This is a genomic window from Algoriphagus aquaeductus (genome assembly GCF_003253485.1).
In the GTDB taxonomy this organism is placed as follows: Bacteria; Bacteroidota; Bacteroidia; order Cytophagales; family Cyclobacteriaceae; genus Algoriphagus; species Algoriphagus aquaeductus.
This window is the reverse complement of sequence record NZ_QKTX01000009.1, coordinates 41,381-60,589: the sequence shown is the minus strand read 5'-3', so window position 1 is coordinate 60,589 and position 19,209 is coordinate 41,381. Positions and strand designations below refer to the sequence as shown.

14 protein-coding genes are annotated in these 19,209 nt (G+C 45.9%); 3 read left to right on the top strand and 11 right to left on the bottom strand.

Features of this window, described 5'->3' with window-relative positions:
- The first annotated feature begins 411 nt into the window (after window positions 1-411).
- A complete protein-coding gene (locus CLV31_RS12990; RefSeq protein ID WP_111393330.1) occupies window positions 412-1,989 on the top strand; it encodes a DUF1593 domain-containing protein in 1,578 nt (525 codons plus the stop codon).
- Window positions 1,990-2,062: 73 nt separating this feature from the next.
- On the opposite strand, the gene CLV31_RS12985 is transcribed toward CLV31_RS12990, so the two are convergent.
- Entirely contained in the window at window positions 2,063-2,440 is a 378-nt protein-coding gene (locus tag CLV31_RS12985; RefSeq protein WP_181452631.1) for a nuclear transport factor 2 family protein, read from the bottom strand.
- Between the two features lie 497 nt (window positions 2,441-2,937).
- On the opposite strand from CLV31_RS12985, the gene CLV31_RS12980 reads away from it, so the two are divergent.
- Complete coding sequence (locus CLV31_RS12980) at window positions 2,938-5,928, top strand: AsmA-like C-terminal region-containing protein (protein WP_111393328.1); 2,991 nt, start codon at window positions 2,938-2,940, stop codon at window positions 5,926-5,928.
- Window positions 5,929-6,082: 154 nt separating this feature from the next.
- Here CLV31_RS12980 and CLV31_RS12975 read toward each other — a convergent pair whose 3' ends face one another.
- A complete protein-coding gene (locus tag CLV31_RS12975; RefSeq protein WP_111393327.1) occupies window positions 6,083-7,549 on the bottom strand; it encodes a pyruvate kinase in 1,467 nt (488 codons plus the stop codon).
- 206 nt (window positions 7,550-7,755) lie between these two features.
- Between CLV31_RS12975 and CLV31_RS12970 the strand changes: the two genes are divergently transcribed.
- Window positions 7,756-8,475: a DUF4397 domain-containing protein gene (locus CLV31_RS12970; RefSeq protein ID WP_111393326.1), complete on the top strand. Its 720-nt coding sequence runs from the start codon at window positions 7,756-7,758 to the stop codon at window positions 8,473-8,475.
- 249 nt (window positions 8,476-8,724) lie between these two features.
- Here the strand turns inward: CLV31_RS12970 and CLV31_RS12965 are convergent, their stop codons facing one another.
- From CLV31_RS12965 to CLV31_RS12925, 9 genes are all read right to left on the bottom strand, one after another.
- Window positions 8,725-8,985, bottom strand: coding sequence for a hypothetical protein (locus CLV31_RS12965; RefSeq protein ID WP_111393325.1), 261 nt, complete (start codon window positions 8,983-8,985; stop codon window positions 8,725-8,727).
- Window positions 8,986-9,169: 184 nt separating this feature from the next.
- Window positions 9,170-10,477 carry a hypothetical protein gene (locus tag CLV31_RS12960; RefSeq protein ID WP_111393324.1) on the bottom strand — a complete coding sequence of 436 codons (1,308 nt, stop codon included), beginning with the start codon at window positions 10,475-10,477 and terminating at the stop codon, window positions 9,170-9,172.
- The gene (locus CLV31_RS12955) at window positions 10,464-11,012 is read right to left on the bottom strand and encodes an RNA polymerase sigma factor (protein WP_220084338.1); all 549 of its coding nucleotides are present in this window, start codon (window positions 11,010-11,012) and stop codon (window positions 10,464-10,466) included. The genes CLV31_RS12960 and CLV31_RS12955 overlap by 14 nt, the downstream gene beginning before the upstream one ends.
- Window positions 11,013-11,413: 401 nt before the next feature.
- On the bottom strand, window positions 11,414-13,933 hold the full coding sequence (gene priA / locus CLV31_RS12950) for a replication restart helicase PriA (protein WP_111393322.1): 2,520 nt from the start codon (window positions 13,931-13,933) through the stop codon (window positions 11,414-11,416).
- A 4-nt stretch (window positions 13,934-13,937) separates the two neighbouring features.
- Window positions 13,938-15,962, bottom strand: coding sequence for a thioredoxin domain-containing protein (locus CLV31_RS12945; protein WP_111393321.1), 2,025 nt, complete (start codon window positions 15,960-15,962; stop codon window positions 13,938-13,940).
- 175 nt (window positions 15,963-16,137) lie between these two features.
- Complete coding sequence (locus CLV31_RS12940; protein ID WP_111393320.1) at window positions 16,138-17,112, bottom strand: GSCFA domain-containing protein; 975 nt, start codon at window positions 17,110-17,112, stop codon at window positions 16,138-16,140.
- 208 nt (window positions 17,113-17,320) lie between these two features.
- Entirely contained in the window at window positions 17,321-17,743 is a 423-nt protein-coding gene (locus tag CLV31_RS12935; RefSeq protein WP_111393319.1) for a DUF1801 domain-containing protein, read from the bottom strand.
- A 2-nt stretch (window positions 17,744-17,745) separates the two neighbouring features.
- The gene (gloA2, locus tag CLV31_RS12930) at window positions 17,746-18,135 is read right to left on the bottom strand and encodes an SMU1112c/YaeR family gloxylase I-like metalloprotein (RefSeq protein WP_111393318.1); all 390 of its coding nucleotides are present in this window, start codon (window positions 18,133-18,135) and stop codon (window positions 17,746-17,748) included.
- Between the two features lie 44 nt (window positions 18,136-18,179).
- A complete protein-coding gene (locus tag CLV31_RS12925) occupies window positions 18,180-19,187 on the bottom strand; it encodes a PDDEXK nuclease domain-containing protein (RefSeq protein WP_111393317.1) in 1,008 nt (335 codons plus the stop codon).
- Window positions 19,188-19,209: the final 22 nt, after the last annotated feature.

Sequence of the window (19,209 nt, the reverse complement as noted above, 5' to 3'; positions counted from 1 at the left end):
TGACAAAACCAAGTATTCGTCCTCTGGACCGAAGGATCTGATTAGAGCCCGGGGAGAACTCTGGGCTCTTTTGCTCTCTGCACTAGCAGCTTTCCCATCCAAGATTCCATTTTTTCCCTCTGTGAACTCAAAAAGGCCAATCAAGAAGAAAAGAAACGAGTTTCCTGAAAACCTCAATCCCTGAATTCTCTCCTTTTTCCTCCGCGAACTCCGTGGTAAAAAACCTTCGCCCCCTTAGCGGTGAATTAAGGGTGGAAAAAAACTTCGAGGTTCTTAAAAACCTCAAAGGTTAGCCGAGAACTCTATGGTTAATATCCAAGTGAACTTGAAAGCAAAACAGCGGCACTTATTGTCTCTACTAGGAGATAATAGATCCTTTCGATATCTTTTGCTCCACCAATCCTCAAATCCATGATTTCCTCTTTTATCAAATCCTCGGTATTCGTCAGCTTTTTACTGATTTTGGTTGCATCTTTTCAACCTATCCTGGCCCAAACCACTCTTTCTCCCAGCAAGCCTCGGATTATCATCACTGCCGACCCGGAATTGGATGACAACAATTCCCTGATTCGCCTGATCCTCTATGCCACGGATTTGGAAATCGAAGGCTTAATCTATGCCAGCAGTCAGTTTCACTGGAAAGGAGACGGTCAAGGAACGGAGTGGTTTGTACCCGGCCGGGAATATGACCGCTTTGGAATGGGTGCTTGTCCTTGCACTTCCTGGCGCTGGGCGGAGGATGAACGCTTTATTCATGAAATCGTTGAGGCCTACGAAAAAGTCTATCCCAATCTGAAAACCCACCATCCCGACTACCCCGCTCCTGCTCATCTAAAATCAAAAATCCGCTATGGAAATATCGAATTCGATGGAGATTACGGTCAGGACACCCCGGGTTCGGATTTGATCCGGGAGCTGATCTTGGATGACAAATCTGGCCCGCTTTTCATCACGGCCTGGGGTGGAGGAAGTACCATCGCACGGGCGCTCAAGTCCATCCAGGACGAGTTTGAGTTTACCACCCAGTGGACTGCCATGCGGGACAAAATCAACAGAAAAGTCATCCTTCTTCCCTCCGGCGATCAGGACGATACTTTTGCGACCTACATCCGACCCACTTGGCCGGACATCGAAATCCGACAGTTCAGCCAAGGACCAAATTACGGCTATGGCGCCCAACTCCGGGCGACTCCGGAAAATGCACCCTACTTGACTTCCCAATGGATGAAGGAAAATATCTCCGCCCGTGGGCCCTTTGGCAAACTCTACCGCGTTTGGGGAGATGGTAAGCAGATGGTCAAAGACGACAAAGTGGATTACTTCGGCTTCTCGGGCTATACCGACGAGGAGCTAAAAGCCATGGGATATTTTGTCTGGATGCCTGTTCAGGAAAAGGGGTCCTGGCTCGGCGAAGGCGATAACCACACTTTTATGAATATGGTGGGAAATGGACTTCGTGCCTTTGAAAAAGGCTATTTCGGAGGCTGGGGCGGTCGTGAACTGACTATGAGAAGTCAGGGAGATGTAACCGGATTTGCTACCCAAGGCACAGCTGATGATATGGCCCAAATGCTTGGCAGTCGCACTGTCACACAAGAAGGATTTCCCAATTTCTTTCCCCAAGCTCAACATGATTTTGCCGAAAGACTCAAATGGTCCATCACCCCCAGATTTGAAGACGCCAACCATGCTCCTCAAGTCCGGTTGGAAGGTCCGTTGACCTTGATGGCTTCTCCCGGACAAAAAGTAAAACTCCACGCTTGGACTTCCGATCCGGATGGGGATGAGGTCAGCGTGAGTTGGTTTCAGCTACCGGTGGTGACCTTCGGTGGGGAGGTGACTTTTTCTCAAAAAACGGGATCAAAAACCGAGGTGGCTATCCCTGAAAATGCACAAACAGGGCAGCAAATCCATGTGGTCTTACAGGCTACAGACCAAGGAAGCCCTTCCCTGACCAGTTATCAGCGGGTTGTGATTCAAATCAGGTAAATTCCACAGGTTGGTGAAAAGACCAAATCAAGTAGAAAAAAATTACTATGGCTAGGCGAAAGCACCGATGGCTTTAAGCCATCCGGATAAAATGAGAGGAAACCAGCTTCCAACCATTTTCCCGCTCTACCCATACATCGATAAAGTTGAGTTTTTCGGTAAGTTCCTCTCCCTGCAAGAGTAAGGAAAAAGTACCTTCACCATGCACCACCGAAGCAGAACCGTAAGATCTGGAAATCCACTTTTTTACGTCTATATGTTGAAAAACAATTTTCCCGGTCTTCAACCTTTGAAGCAATTCAGGTTTGTTTTCCACTTTCCCGTTGGGATAAAACATCAATCCTTTTTCATCAAAAAGAAATGAAAAGGTATCAAAGTCTCCTTGCAATAGGCTGAAAAATTTTTCTTCCGATAAGGAAATAGAATTGGATTCTGGCATGAGAGTCTCCATGAGCATTAATTAAGGGTGATATTAAGCACTTTGGGTGATACCTTTTTAATAACCATTTGTGTGCCAAACCCTTTTGAACCAAATTGTAAAGCAACTGCATTGAAAAGTAGCTGAGGCTCACTTTTGCTGTTTACCTTTCGTTTTGGGTGCTATTTCTTCAAGGGATATTTTACTCAAGCCAATTCTCCGGTTGGAACGAGGCATTGCTTCCCAAATCAGAGATTCCCCTCCTGAAAGAAAACCCTGAGAAGCCCAAGCACGAACACCCCATTTTCGCCGGGCGATCTTATGGATGTGGGTTCTTAAATGTTGCTAAAAAAATCCGCGTCTTGTAAAAGCTGTCAGGGGAATGGAATCCAAAAGGACTGGAGGACGTTACCTAAATCACATGTTTATCGGCTTCACTGCCCTAGCGGAATGTCATATCCCGCTCCAGGAAAGCATTTGGAACAGATTGTGAATACATTGAAGCAAAGTAGAGGCTAAAAAAGAAGGAAATGAAAAAGATTGTATTTGTCGTTTTTGGAGTACTAATTCTGCTCTTAGGAGCTGTTTTAGCTATTCCCGTCTTATTTAAGGACAAGATTTTGGCAAGAATCCAACAGGAAATCAACCAATCGCTTCAGGCAAAAGTCTACTTTGACCCAGACCAAATTTCGTTAAGCCTTTTCAGGCACTTCCCCAAAGTCAGTGCGGGACTGGGAGGATTTGGCGTAGTGGGCATTGATCAGTTCGAAAAAGACACGCTGATTCATGGCGAACGACTGGATTTGGCATTCAATCTCAAATCTGTCCTTTTCGATGAATATCCGACCCTTTCCGGACTCTATTTCGAAGGCGGCGATCTTTACATCAAGGTTTTGGAGGATGGAAGTGCAAACTATGATATCGTCAAACCTTCAGAAACATCCAGCGAAGAATCTTCCAGCCAATTCAAAATAGAAATAGAAGAGATCCAAGTCAGTGGCCTCAATCTGATATATGATGACCGATCTCTCCAATTTGTGATGGCAATGGGTGATATCGAGGCAAAAGGAAGTGGAGCGTTTACCCAGAATGTGTATGATTTGCCCTTGCAGCTTACCTCCACTATCGCAGACCTCAATTACGAAGGCACTCATTACCTCAGCAATAAGCAATTTAAGGGAGAAACCCTGCTTCAAGTGGATATGGAGCAGATGAAATTCAGCTTTCAAAAAGGCAGTTTTTCCCTAAACGATTTTTTGTTCGACCTCAGTGGTTTTGTAGCACTTCCGGAGGACGGAATTGACTTTGACCTCAACTTCAAAAGTCCTCAAACCGACTTCAAACAATTACTCTCCCTGGTTCCGGGGATGTATCAGGAGGACTTCAGCAAAATCAAGACTGAGGGTTTGATGGCTTTTGAGGGATTTGTCAGAGGAAAATACTCAGATTCCGAATTTCCCGCCTTTGATATCAAGCTGGAGGTCAACGACGGAAAGTTTCAGTACCCAGATCTTCCTATGCCTGTGAGTGACATCAATTTGAAGTTCCAGGCCATCAACCCAAGCACGGACTTGGAAAATACCCGAATCGAACTGCCTGTGTTTTCCTTAAATGTAGGATCTAACCCGATTTCAGGTAAACTGACCGTCGAAAACCTCAAAGATTATCCCTTGGATGGAAACCTGAATGGCAAACTGAACCTGAAAGAATTGACTTCGGTCTTTCCGATCCAAGGCACTCAGATTTCCGGAGTGTTGGATCTTCAGGCCTCTGCCAAAGGAAGATATGACCAAGAAAAAAACATACTTCCGGTGATCCAAGCCAACTTTAGCTTGGTCGACGGATTTGTAAAAAACGCTGAATACCCCATTCCTCTTGAAAAAATCCAGGCAAATGCAAAAGTGCTAAGCACCAAAGGAACTTTGGATGATTTTCTATTAGAGTTAAGTTCATTTGGATTTGAGTTGGAAGGCGAGCGGATCTCGGGGAATCTGTCCCTGAAAGACTTTGAAAAACTCAATTGGCAGGGTACCGTCTCCGGGGGAGTGGACTTAGAAAAGCTAACGGCCATTTTCCCTGTGGAAGGAACTACGCTTTCCGGGAAAATTCAAGCCGACCTTTCCAGTACTGGATCCTATGCGGATGTAGAGGCCAATCGGTACGAAAAAATACAGGCCAGTGGAACCATGGGAATACGAGACCTTACCTATCGATCAGTCGAGTATCCTCAAGGGGTGAAAATCGAGCGCGCCCAACTCGATTTCAATCCCCAACGCGCCAACCTTACGGAATTCAAGTCCCAGTTGGGTAAAAGCCCATTGGTGGCCAACGGATACCTCTCCGGATATATGGACTATTTGCTATCAGAATCTGGAATCCTTAAGGGGCAACTAAGCCTAAGCAGTTCCAAATTTGATGTGAATGAGTGGATGAGTGACAGCAGTACTCCTACTGAGGAAGGAAAGCTGGAAGTGGTCAGCCTGCCCGAAAATCTTGATTTTACCATGAGTCTCTCCGCAGATGAGGTGCTTTATGACAACCTCAACCTGAAAGAAGTAAAAGGGACCATAGTCCTTCGCGATGGAGTTTTTCAGTTTTCGGATGCGGGAATGAAAGCTTTGGATGGCAGGATTCGAATGAAAGGAAGCTATGACCCGAGAAATCTCACCGCCCCGGCATTTGATTTCAATTTGGACATTTCAGAGCTGAGCATTTCAAAAGCATTTCAAAGCCTAACTACGGTCCAGGCCTTTGCGCCGATCGCCAAGGATCTAACCGGTTTGGTCAACATCAATTTCTCCGGTCTGCTGGGGCCGGATATGATGCCGGTATTGCCGTCTTTGGATATCAAGGGAATCCTTAAAGTAACCGAGGCAGCCTTGAGAAACAGTGCGATTCTTCAGGGAGTGACCAGCATCACCGGATTGAAAGATGCCAACACCTTGACGATGAAAAATCTCAGCATTCCTGTTTCTATCGAAAACGGAAGAATGGAGATCCGACCTTTTGACCTGAAACTTTGGGATTATCAGACCACCGTCCAAGGAAGTGCTGGTTTTGATGGATCGATGAACTACCTGCTCAACATGATGGTGCCCGCCGGTAAATTTGGTGCCCAAGCCAATACCCTACTGGCTACCATCTCAGGGACTCAGGCCAGTGAATCCACCTTGATCCCGCTATCGCTCAACCTGAGTGGAACTTACAACCAACCCAAAATCGCACTCGCAGGCGGAAACAGCATCGAAACACTTCTGACTAATGCTTTGAGATCCAGACTGGATTCCGAAAAGCAAAATCTTCAGGAAAAGGCGACTCAGGAATTCCAGGCCGTCCAAGACAGCCTCAAGCAAGAACTCAAACTGAAGGCCGACCTCGTTCAAGACAGCCTAAAAAAAGAGTTGGAGAAAAAAGGAGCTCAAACCAAGGACAAAGCAGTGGAAGAAGCGAAAACCATGCTCAAAGGACTTTTGGTAAAGCCCAAACCCAAACCCGACACCACCCGAGTGAATAACAATTGATTGAATTCGGATAATACCCTGTTCAGTTCGTTAACGAATTTCCTTCAGATTTTAGGACGGAAGACCGATGGCAGAAGACCCAAGATGCCCAAACATAAATGTGAATTTGGTATTCCCTTATTTAAGATTTGCTACTGGCAAAACCCCATCGAAATCAACTTCCCTCCCGTTCAAAAAACCGCTCGGCTATCCTAAGTGGACGGAAAGTCAGGCGGTTTTTCACTTTCAATGCACGGCTACGTTTGGCGATATCTTTCAGCGTTTTGAGCACTTCGAGCGTATGATCTCCTTTGTTGATCATGATGCACTCAGCCATAGCTGCACGGCCTGCATCGGTGATTTCTGCCCGGGAAGCGATTCCTGATTTATGCAGGTTTTCCAATACTTGGGTAGCCCAGATCACCGGTACATGCGCCGCCTCACATAGCCAGGATATTTCCTCCTGAATCTCCACCAATCGCTCAAATCCAATTTCCACAGCGAGATCTCCACGGGCAATCATCACCCCAAAATCCTTTTCTTTCATCCCTTCGAGCAACAGCTCTGGGAGACGAACCACTGCCTCTTGGGTTTCTATTTTTAAAATAACAGGAGGAATTTTGGCAGTAAACTTTCTCATTTCCTCCCTCAACTCTACCAAGTCTTCCGGTTTCCTGACAAAAGAAAATCCCACCGTATCGGCGAATTTGCAGGCAAAAGGCAGGCAAGACCGATCAAACGCAGTCAATGAGGGAACGGCCAGATCGGAATCCGGAAAATTGATTCCTTTCTCAGCCTTGAGAAATGGTTTCTTGGATGAAATCCGCTCCACTTTCAGGGCTACCCCCTTTTCTGTCACCTTATCCACACGAGCCAAAATCAACCCATCATCAAAAAACACCCGCTCTCCCACTTTTAAGGCTTGAATCACGCCGGGTTCATTGGGACTAATGACAACCTGATTGGAGGAAAACCCTTTCCCTTTCTCACTCAACCAGATTTTCTCTCCCTTCTTTATCTCGGCTTTTCCTTCAGATTTTCCCTTTTTGAGCAAAACCGTACGGATTTTTGGTCCGGCAAGATCAAGGTGAATTTTGCACGAAAGTCCGGTTTTCTTACTGGCCTCGCCGATGTTCTCAATCATTTTTAGCCAAACCGATTCATCCTCGTGGGCACAATTGATCCGGGCCACTCCCATGCCGTTTTTTAACAGGGCCTCCATCTGATGTTTGCCTTCCAAAAATGACGCATCCATAGTCACCATCACCGAAGAAGGCCAGGTCTCTCTGGGCAAGCCAAAAAGTCTGTGACTTCGCTGTTCCATGGCCTGGAGCCCATAATCCATGGTGCATACAGCCGGATGAAGAATCTTCACTCCCAACCGTTCCATAGTCACCTGAATCTGACGGTGGGTATGACTCTCACAACTGGCCAAGGAAGACAATCCGTATTCATGCAGTTGTTGCTGCAATTCCTGGATATCCGTTTTCCTCAAGACCAGATAGTGTAAAAAATTAAGCGCGGAGTCTCTGTTATCCGGCGACAGTCGCTGAAGGAGCTCCTGAAACTGATCCTTCACCTGGATCATTTCGGAATCTAAAAATAGAAGTTGCTTTTTGATAGCGGTTCGGATGGGATCCATGTATGGGCAGATTGAACTGGTAATTTCCCATTAATTCTCTAATAATTTCACAACTCCGCATTCCATTTTCAAATCCCGGCAAAAATTCAATTTCTATTGTTTTCAAGGCATTAGCGAATGGATCGAAACTTTTTTATGAGATCCATGAAGCGTTTTGCACGGTGCAGGCGTAATGGCTTTGAATTTCAAAACTAAATCCAACACGTATGAATCAGACCAAAAACTCCACCCTTAGAAGGGGATTTCTTGGCTCTTTAATCCTCTTGGGAGCTTCACTCCTTACAGGTTGTCTTGATGATTTCGATGCCCCGCAATTACCGCCAGCATCCTATGTATCCATTTATCAGGGTTCGCCTGATGCGCCGGCTTTGGATATTTTTGCCAACTCCAACAGGGTCACTTCGACCCCTCTTCAGTATTCCGAAGTGTTGGCCTACAGCGCATTTTATCCAGGGGAGCGAAACTTCCGGATTTCACCTTTTAATTCGGCTACCGCTCTCGTGGAAAAGCAGTTTAAGCTCTCTGCAGACTCCGTGTATTCCTTCTTTGTAGTCAATGAAGTAGCCAATCTGGACGCCTTGATTGTCAAGGATGTATGGACCGAACCTACTACAAACCAAATCCAACTTCGGGTGGTCAACCTTTCTCCCGATGCGGGACCAATTAATCTGAAAGCAAGTGGAACCACCGGTGACCTGTTTACCGGAGTAGGGTTTAAGGGAGTATCCCAGTTTAAAGAACTTCAGGCAGGGAATGTAACCTTCAGTGTAGTCAATCCAGCTGATGGCACGCAATTGTTGACCTCTGGCAACCTGGAACTGAAAGGAAAAAGAGTCTACACGCTGATCATCCGGGGTAAAAAGAGTGAAACCGCCGGAAATAAAAAGCTGGATCTTCAGCTGATCACCAATTACATCTATTTCTAATCAAAGACGCCTCAATTTTTTAATCTATCAGATTTCCCGAAGCCTAGGGTGGGCTTCGGGATTTTTTTATTTGAGAGGCGGAGGTGGGCTAACTTTCCCAAAGTTTGAATAAGCAGAATTCTCTATCTTATTCTTATTCCTGAGCATGAATAAATTCTTTCTTGTCATTAACCAGATGCTTTACCTGGTTCCAAAGGTCAAAGAACTTTTAAACTACTCCCTTTCTCATCTTGAAGACTTTGAAGCGTATTAATCTTCCTGCCCACTTGACCATGTCCAATCTTGAGGATGTTTTACAAACTCATGGTTCAACGGAATAAGGTGATTGTAGAGTAGGGTTTCTTGCCAAAGATTAAAAGTAGGGTCAGGCTTTCTTTTGAAGTTATTCATGAAAAGGCTACCCATTCCCAGGTATTTTTTATGGAATGCTTGAGCGTAGAAATTGAAAAAATAGAAGAATCCCATCAAACCCAACTTTTCCAAAGTTTGGAACTTTAGAAAAGCATTCATCTGCCACCCTTTGCGACTTTTTCGTCCTTGCGAGAAAATATATAGAATTAATTCAACCTAAGACCTTGAACAGTAGACACTTCAACTATTCCTATTTTTGGGATTTTATAAAGGTTTTTTCTTGTAAAAAAACCACCCCAGATGGCTCTGAGGTGGTTTTTGTTGGTTTAGGTTTTCGTAGATATTACTTCTTGATGGCGCCAAAATTGATCTTGAAAGCCGCACCCACCACTCCGGGATTTTCTCCCGTTCCCGAAATATCCTGAATGGGGTAATTGTAAAACGGCATGATCAGATAGCTGGTCTTTCGGGATTCAAACACCCGGATATTTACCCCTAAATTGGCGGTAGCTAAAGGGAAGAATCGCTGTCCGGGAACATTCAAATCGGAAGACACAGCAAGCTGCTCAGTCTTTAGCGTAGAAGCATTGGCTGATACATTCATGGCGTCTGCCACATAGACTTGTCTGGTGAATGAAACGACTTGTTCGGCCTGTTGATTGAAGGTGATCAGATTGGAAAAGCCTGCCTGTACCGACACGGCCTGGTCACGGGTGATGGGATAGCGCACATAGAGCGGGATGTCCACCTGTACCTGCTGCACTTGCTGAGATTCTCTCACTGCTGATGAAAATCCAGCCACTTGTGCATAATCCTGACTTTGACTGGACTGATTGAGGTAGTTTAGGCCCAAACCAGAACCAAGGGAAAGTTTATCACCAACCTTCAAATCATACACTACGCCCAATGCCAAGCTGGAACCTGAGGTGGCCACATTATTCTGTGTACGGGTTCCGAAACCCGGCCCAAAGCCAAGAATCAGGGAAGAATAGGTCACTTCTTCGGTCGGCTCCTCCTTCATCTCTTCCCCGATTTGTGCCAAAAGCCTGGCTTTGGCTTCCTCTTCGGTCATGGTAGGCGGTGAAGGCTTTTCAAGCTGAGGGTCTGAAGTTGGCTCTGCTTCAGCAATTGGTCCTATCCCACTAATAGGCTTTTCCGGCAAAATTGGCAGGCTTTCTTTAGCCTGAAGGTCTGACTGTTCAGCACTTGCCACAGGCAAATTCTGCTTTAGACCGGATTGAACCGGCTGATTGGCTTTGGTTTTCCCCGGCTGAGAAGCCACTTGATTCAACTGATTTTCGGCGAATAATTCGCTCTTATTCCCTTCTGAACTGAGATGGGCTTCTCCCGTATTTTCGATAGATCCTTTGTCCATGGAAAGGGTATCGGAGAATTCCTGTGCCACATCGGCCAATTTCTCCAATCCGGATGAAGGATTTTCAGAAGGAGAGAACCATAGATTTCCTATCAGGAAAAGCGCTGCCAGAGAGGCAGCTATCCCGCTGATCCAATAAAACACGGGAGGAATCCCCCCTGCTTTTCTTCTTTTTTCGAAAGCCTCCCAGGCTCCCGGTTCGTAAGGAAGAGGGCTGTCCTCCTGCTGCTTTCGCAGAGAATCAGCCAGACGTTTACTCCAGTTATCTTCCTGCATATTCTTTAAAATGAATGTGTATCAACTGACGGAGCTTATTTTTTGCCCTCGTCAGGTAAACTCTTGAGGAGCTCTCGGTGATTTCCAACCGCTCGGCAACCTCTTTGTGACTGTAACCCTCCACTTCATAGAGGTTAAATACCAGCTGATGATCTTCAGGCAGCTGGTAAAGCAGTTTCAAAATCTCTTCATAGGCCAACTGATCCGGAGCGTATTCGGCATCAAAAACCGGGGTTTCTCCGTCAGCCTCTTCATGATTTTGAAACTTTCTGTTTCGGCGATAATAGTCGATGGCTGTATTGACTGTAACTCTTCTCAGCCAAGGTTTGACAGAAGGGGTGTCTTCCAGCTTCTTGACTGAATCGAAAAACTTCAAAAATGCATCATGGGTGATTTCCTGTGCCAAATCCCTGCTTTTGGAATAAGACATACTGATCCCCATGACATAGCCATAGTATTTTTTGAAAAATAATTCTTCATGCTTCCTTGACCGTCGTTTGCAACCGTCGATCAACTCTTCGTCTGATAGATTCAACTCAATAGTTTGTAATTCTGGCCTGAATTTCTTCTTTGGAACCCGTAGAAAAAAGAGATTTTTAATCAATGATTGCTTCTATTCTTTTTCTACCATTCTTCTCTAATACGAAATGGGTCCTGGATACGCTACAGAGCCAGCGAAAAAACTTCAGAGCAAAGCGAATTGAGGAGAAACAAAGCCAACATTCCTTTTCCCCAATCGATGTTTTGAAATCAAAATCGCTATGACCTATTTCTCATCCAGCATTCGAATTTCTCATTTGACCACCTCATCTTGCTTCTAAGTTTGGCGGGGAAAGCTAATTTGGAGAAGAGGGAATGGCTTTAGATGGAGACTGAAGCTGAAAGTTTCAAAAATCCACCTGCATTCGATGGGCAAAAATATCCTCTAACTAAAAATCAACTCGGATCCACATCCACGATCCATCGTACCGATCGAAATTCGGGAACTGCCTGAAGCTCTTCAATGATTTTTGCCAGACTTTGCTTGAACACTGCCTGGGTAGTACCCTGTTTATCCAGCTTGATCAGGGACTCAAACTGGTATTGGTTTTTGATCCGGACGATAATTCCTTTTTCGGGTCCCAGGACGATCTTTTTCACGGCGATATTCGCCATCTGATGATGCAGCGCATGGGCGGCTTTCTGAGCTGTCTTGGCGTCTGCATGTCGGGTGGTGATTTTGACCAGCTTGACGAAAGGCGGGTAGTAATACTTCTTACGATCAATCATCTCCTGTCGGAAAAACTCGAAATAATCGCCTCTGATCACTTTCCCGAAAAGGTCATTATCCGGATTGCGGGATTGAATGACTACTTGCCCTTGGATATCTCTCCGTCCCGCGCGACCGGCTACTTGGGTGATCTGCTGGTAGGCCCTCTCCCCTGCCCTGAAATCCGGGAAGTTCAAAATCCGGTCACCATCCCAAATCCCCACCACGGTCACTTTGCCAAAGTCAAGTCCTTTGGTAATCATCTGCGTACCCACCAAAATATCAATCTGGCCTGCGGCAAACTCATCCAACAAGCGCTGATAGCCATACTTGTTGCGAGTAGTATCCAGATCCATCCGACCCAATCGGGCTTCGGGAAAAAGCAAACTCAAAGACTCTTCGATCCGCTCGGTTCCCATGCCTTGAGTGGTAAGTTGCGAACTCCCACAAGCCGGACAGGCTTGGGGAATCTTTTCCTTATAGCCACAATAATGGCAGCGCAACTCCTCGGCAAACTGGTGGTAGGTCAAACTCACATCACACTGCACACATTGGCCAGTCCAGCTGCAATCCTCACACTGTATGTAGGGTGAATAGCCCCTGCGATTTTGAAAAATGATCACCTGCTGTTGGTTTTCCAACGCGTTTTGGATCTTTTCTCTCAGCAATCGGGTGGAGTCCAATTTGAGCAGGTTCTTTTTCCGATCTGCGGAAATATTCGCCAAATGGTACTCCGGCAAACTGGCATCTCCAAAACGGTGGGTAATTTCCACATAACCGTATTTGCCTTGGGTAGCATTGAAGTAAGATTCAAAGGATGGGGTAGCCGAACCCAACAGTGTCCTGGCCTGATGAAAATAAGCCAGCATGATGGCCGCATCCCGGGCATGAAAGCGCGGTGCCGGATCAAACTGCTTGAAGCTCGGTTCGTGCTCTTCATCCACGATCACCATACCCAAACTGTCGAAAGGAAGGAAAATCGAAGAACGCACGCCCACCACAAAGGAAAACCGTCCGCTGAGCACCCCATTCCACACTTCCACCCGCTCATTGTCGGAGTATTTGGAATGGTACACACCCATCTGTGAACCAAAAACCTGCTTCAGCCTCCCCACGATTTGGGTGGTAAGGGCGATTTCCGGCAAAAGCAAAAGTACCTGCGAACCGCTTTCCAAGACTTCCTGAATCAGCTTGATGTAGATTTCAGTTTTCCCCGAGCCGGTCACGCCGTGCAAAAGCACGGTTTGTTTGGTTTCAAAGTGGGTTTTGATTTCTTCGAAAGCAGCCTGTTGAGAAGAAGAAAGCTCCGAAGCTTCCCGCTCGGCGGCCTCCTCTTCGATGCGGTTGACCACGTGCTTGAAGGTCTCAAACACCCCGTTTTTGATCAGGGTCTTGAGCGAACTTTCAGAGTCTCCTTCTTCAAGGAGTGTGGCTTTATCTACTCCTTTTTCATTGAGTTGCGGTCGCTGGAAAACAGGAACATCCCGCAGAAATTTCAGCAGAATGGATTCCTGTTTCGGCTTTCCTTGGACTGCTTCAAACACCGCTTCCAGGGCAGCTTTGCTGGCCACAATGTCTGGATGAAGCCTAACCCGTGTCTCCACTTTCGGAGTGTATTTCTCCTGCACTCGTTCAAAAATCAGGATGGCTTCCTTGGCCACCAAACTTTTCAGAATCGGGTGAATGGTCTTCACTCCTAAAATCTGCTCGCAGTCTTCATAACTCAGTTCATCTTTTTTCTCCAGGGCTTCCAGGATTTTCTCTTCCCGTACATCTAGAGGGTATTTGCTGGTCTCGGCATCAAAGTTGGGATTGAGTTGGACTTTACTTTCCGAAGAAAGCCTTAAACCCGAAGGCAAAGCGGCAAACATAACCTCCCCGATATGGCAGAAATAGTACTCTGCCATCCACACCCAAAAACGAATTTGGAGGGGATTCACACTGGGCTGATGATCTAAAATATCCAAAATCGGCTTGGCTTCATAGGCCTGAGGGGGCTTGTTGTGCACCTTGCCAATGATGCCGGTGAGCACTTTTTTCTTCCCAAACTGCACGATTACCCTCAGCCCGATCTGAATCTGGGGTTGGAGATTTTTGGGGATTTTGTAAGTAAACATCCTCGGAATCGGAACGGGCAAGATGATATCCGCGAAATTGTTTCCGCTGGATTTGTCCAAAAAATCATGTTCCGCAAACAGAGATTCCACTAAATCAGCTTAAATAAGGGAGTTGAGCCAAGGCTTCTTCTACGGTACTTACCGGCCTGCGGCATGCCCGATCGAAGCAGACGTAAATTAAGGCATTTCCTGTCGGATCGGCGGTTTTTCCCTGAAGAATTGGGACGTTTTCTGTCGGAGTTTCAGACCACGTCAGGACTAGATTGGGCGAAAAGCCCTGCTGAAGTTCCATGCCTTTTTCTTTTGCCCCCTTTCCAACGATGGCGATTTCGGCAGTAGGCACGAGCGTCTCCAAATAGAAATTGGCCCAATTGCAAAGGAATCCGGGTTCTTTAAGCACCAGTTCCTTCATCCCCCCCAGCATTTTCTGGGCGATTTGGCCATATTTTTCTTCGTAGGTCAAAAGGGAAAGCCGGTGATATGCCCGAGCCAAAATCGAATTGGAAGCCGGAATCACATTGTCAAAGAGCTCCTTTTTGTTGGCAATCAGCTTTTCGGCTTTAGGATTATTGAAGAAGAAAAAACCATCTGTTTCGTCATAAAACTGATCCAGACAGAAATCCGCAAACCGCTGGGCCCCTTCCAAAAACTCCCTTTCACCACTGGCCTCAAAAGCCATCAGATTGGCTTTGATCAAGGCAGCATAGTCTTCCAAAAATGCCGGAGTATAGGCTTGACCGTTTTTGTAGGAGCGATGCAAAATGCCATTTACCACCATTTTTTCCTGAATAAACCGAAGGTTGGCCAAAGCCAAGTTCAAGAGATCTTGACCCCCTGTGGCATAGAAAGCCTGAATCAATCCGGCATCCAAAAGACCGTTCCAACCTGCCAGGATTTTATCGTCTTTGCCTGGAAAAATCCGCTGATTCCGTACTTCCAGGAGCTTGGATTTAACTATCCTAAGCTTCTCCCTCAACTCGTTTTCCTCCATCCCAAACTCCGCTGCAATCTCCACATAAGATTGCGTTTGAAACAGAATATTCACCCCATCTTCCCAGTTGCCGTTGGGCTTGAGGTTATAGAGTTTGCTTAGCCAAGGGAGCTCTTCGGCGACCAAAGATTGCAATTCGGAATAAGTCCAGGTGTAAAATTTTCCCTCCACCCCTTCGCTGTCGGCATCTTGGGCGGAGTGAAAACCGCCTTCTTCCTGAAGCATTTCGGCTTTCAACCATTCGGTGGTTTCGGTTACTTTTTCGAGAAAAAAGGCATCTCCACTGACCTGATAAGCCTTGGCATACAATTCCAATAGCTGCCCGTTGTCATAGCCCATTTTTTCAAAGTGAGGAGCAAACCATTCTCCGTCCACCGAATATCGGGCAAAACCTCCACGCAGGTGATCGTAGATGCCTCCCATTCCGATTTTTTTCAGGGTAAAAAAGACCTTTTTCTTGAGGGATTCATTTCGGGAAAGAACCGCATAGTCCAAGACGAACTGCCAAATCGCCGGCATGGGAAATTTAGGGATGCGATTCATTCCGCCCCATTCCGGATCAAACTGAGCCGAAAGCTTGGTAATGATCTCCACCAATTCATCTGGATCAAACTCGGTTTCTCCTGCTTCAATGCCGTATTTCTCGGTTTCTTTTCGGCTAAGGCTTCGACCAAATCCCTCCGCACTCTCCGCCAACTGATCCACATGCTTGGCAAAGGCATCGGCGATGTTGGCGAGGAGTTGTTTCCATTTCAGATTGGGGAAATAGGTGCCTCCGTAAAAAGGCTTTTGATTAGGCATCAGGAAAACATTGAGTGGCCAGCCTCCGTGAATCCCCATCGCCTGCACGGCATCCATGTAGATGTTGTCGATATCGGGGCGCTCTTCCCGATCAATCTTAATGCAGACGAAGTGCTCATTCATCAGGTCGGCCGTCACCTGATCTTCAAAACTTTCCCGCTCCATCACATGACACCAATGGCAAGCCGAATATCCGATCGAAACCAAAATCGGCTTGTTTTCCACTTCCGCTTTTCGCAGCGCCTCCGGGCCCCAAGGATACCAATCCACTGGATTGTGCGCATGCTGGAGAAGGTAGGGACTTTGGGAATGGATGAGGCGGTTCATGGGAGGAGGAATGGGAGGTAGGGAGCTTGGAGGTTGTCGAGTTGTCAGCTTCGCGTTGTCGAGTTATAAGGTTGTCAAGTTATCGGGTTGTCGATGTTGTCTGGATACCTGAGCTTCAAGTTTTGTGCATTTTTTGCAATCTTAAATCTGAAGTCTTGATTCTTGATTCTTGCATCTATTGTTTAATTCGACTCTCCACTTCAGCAAGTTCCTTTGAAAAATCAAATTCCGCATTCAATCGTTCCAGCTTGGTAAGTAAGTTTTGGAGAAATTTTCGGTGGGTTTCGGTGTCGGGATTGAATGGGCGATGGGCAAGTTCAAGTTGGACTTTTTGGATTTCGGATACTTTCTCGCGGGTGGCTTCCTGAAAAATAGCCTGCTGCCATTTTTGCCAGATATAGTCCTCCGCTTCTTCGGATGGATGAATCAGGTCGGACTTGTAGAATCGGTAATCCCGGAGCTCGTCCATGATGATCTCATAGGCAGGGAAATAGCTAACCGAACTCAATCTCCGCTCCAGATTGGCACATAGGACTCGGAGGAGGCTTTTGCTGAGTTGATTTTCAGCTACTCCATCCTTGATATGTCGTACGGGACTGAGGGTAAGGATAATTTTCAGGTTGGGAAAAGCACGGGAGAAATTATCGAGCACAGACCAAAGCCCCATTTCCATTTCTTCCAAGCTCGACAGCCTTTTCTCAAACATTTTTTGTGGCTGCTTGTGGCAATTGGCAACCCGCCCAAACGTCTCATGCTCGTAAATCCAGGCCGTACCCAAGGTCAGGATCAGGTGGGTTCCCTGTTCGAGGTAAGATCGGGTCAGGCCTAGCTTTTGGGAATAAATTCCGGTGAGTTCTTCGGGGGACTTCCCTCCTATATCCGAATGGGTAGAATAGTGAAGGAAAAGCCCATCACGCGCTAGCACACCATCTTGCTCTAAAGGATCCTGAAATAAGGCATGATCCAGCAGATCGGCCAGATTGAGGGGATGAAAGAGCGTGCCGAAGGGATTGACCAAGATATCAAACTTGGCATTTTTCATCTTTTGCCCGATCGTCTGAGCAAAGCAGGAGCCCATGCTAAGGATCTTGCTCTGATGAGAGATGGGAAAAGGAGAATCAGGAATAGGAAAATCGATGGACCAGCGCATGGGGTAAAGTTATCTGACTGGGTCATGATGAAAAAATTACCAGTCAAAATTGATTGAAAAGAAACAAGCAAAGAGAAATCGTTTTACCATTTCTTGAACCATGAAGAGCATGAAGGAAATTAAGGAACCCCTTTTCAAAAGCTTAAAGAAAATTTAAACGGTCATTATTTTCTCAAAATCTTCATCAACCACAAAATAGCACTATGTCTCAGCCAGGATATTTCTCTTTCATGAAGTCGTAGGACTGTTTGATGAGTTCTCGGAGGACCCCATCATTCACATCCGATAGCTTGTTGATATAGACGCAGGAAGCCCCTGTTTTGTGTTTGCCAAGTTTGGCAAAAAGGTCCTCAAACTTGGTTTCCATGCATCCCATGAGGTAAAGTGAAAGCGCGGCCTTTCGGGGAGCGAATCCGGCGATGAGGAATTCGCCTTTTCTTCCGCTTTCGTAGTGGTACTTATATTTCCCAAAACCCACAATCGAATCTCCCCACATCACCGCTTTTTCTCCGGTCACTTCTTCCATGATTCTTTTCAACTTGAACGCATCTTCCTTCATTTTTTGGGATGGAGTAGCTTCAAGAAAGGCATCTACTGAAGCATCTGTGGGTTGGGTTTTGTTTTCAGCCATGGTCAGTATTGATAAAGTTCGATAGGCAAGTCATCCGGATCTGAGAAAAAGGTGAATTTCTTTCCCGTAGTCTCATCGATACGAATCGGCTCTGCTACCACACCCAAGTTAGCCAAAGTTTGGACTTCCTTTTGAATATCCTCCACAGCAAAAGCCAAATGCCGGAGACCACTGGCTTCCGGTCGGGATACTCTTTTGGGTGGATTTGGGAAAGAAAAGAGTTCGATCAGGTAGGTTCCATTCAGCGCCAGGTCCAACTTGTACGATTGCCTTTCGGCACGATGCACTTCCTGAATCGGTTGAAATCCGAGGATTTCGGTGTAAAACTTTTTGGATTGCTCATAGTCCGAGCAGATAATGGCGATATGATGGAGTGCAGAGAGTTGGAGCATTTTGGGGGATAAAATAATTCTTCAATAAATTCTACTCTGCATTCCTACCGATTGATGAGGCGTTCCAGTTCGTGAGCCAATTCCTTTTTATCGGGGAGGTAAACTTGATATTTACTCACTAAAAGCTGGTTTGCAATATTTTCGGTGGCATACTCTACCAGAATCTGATCTTTATATGCTCCCAAGATGATCCCCACAGGTTCATTATCACCTTCCACGTTTTCTTCTTTTCTGAAGTAATTCAAATAAAGATTCATCTGACCAATATCTTGATGATCGATTTCTCCACGCTTTAGGTCAATCAGAACAAAACATTTCAAAATCCGGTGATAAAAAACCATGTCAACAAAAAAGTGCCTGTTAGCCAACGTGATTTTATACTGTCTTCCAATAAAGGCGAATCCCTTTCCCAGCTCCAACAGAAAATGTTGCAAGTTATCAATCAAGCTTTGCTCCAACTCTCCTTCCGTAACTAGCTTCCCATGCGGAATTCCTAAAAATTCGAAGACGTAAGGATCCTTGAGCAGATCCTTAGGAGATTGAATTTCAGCTCCTTTCTCTGCTAAATCAAGAATCGTTTCTTTGTCCTTGGAAATCGCCAAACGGTGGAAAAGCATACTCTTCATCTGTCGCTTTAGTTCTCTGACGCTCCAGTTTTCTTTCTCGCATTGTTTGGCGTAAAAACTGATTTCTAAAGGACTATCTCCCTTCAAAATTTCAAAATAATGGCTCCAACTCAATTTGTTAGACAGTGTCTCACTTTTTGGAAATTGAAGAAAAATCTTCCTCATATAAATCAAATTCGATCTGCTAAAGCCTTTTCCAAATTCGAGGCTAAGATCACGGGAAAGTCGATCCAAAAGTTGATCACCATAAACCGCTCTATCCTTTCCGTTTTGCTCGTACTCGACGATGTGCCTGCCTACCTCCCAATAGGTCCTTACCAATACCTGATTAATCACCACACTGACCTTCGACCTGCCGAATTCCAGCGCTGAAATGATTTGATTTTTTAAACTTAGGTAGTCAAAATTATCTCTTAAGCCATTCATAGTAGTAGTAGTGTGAAAAAGT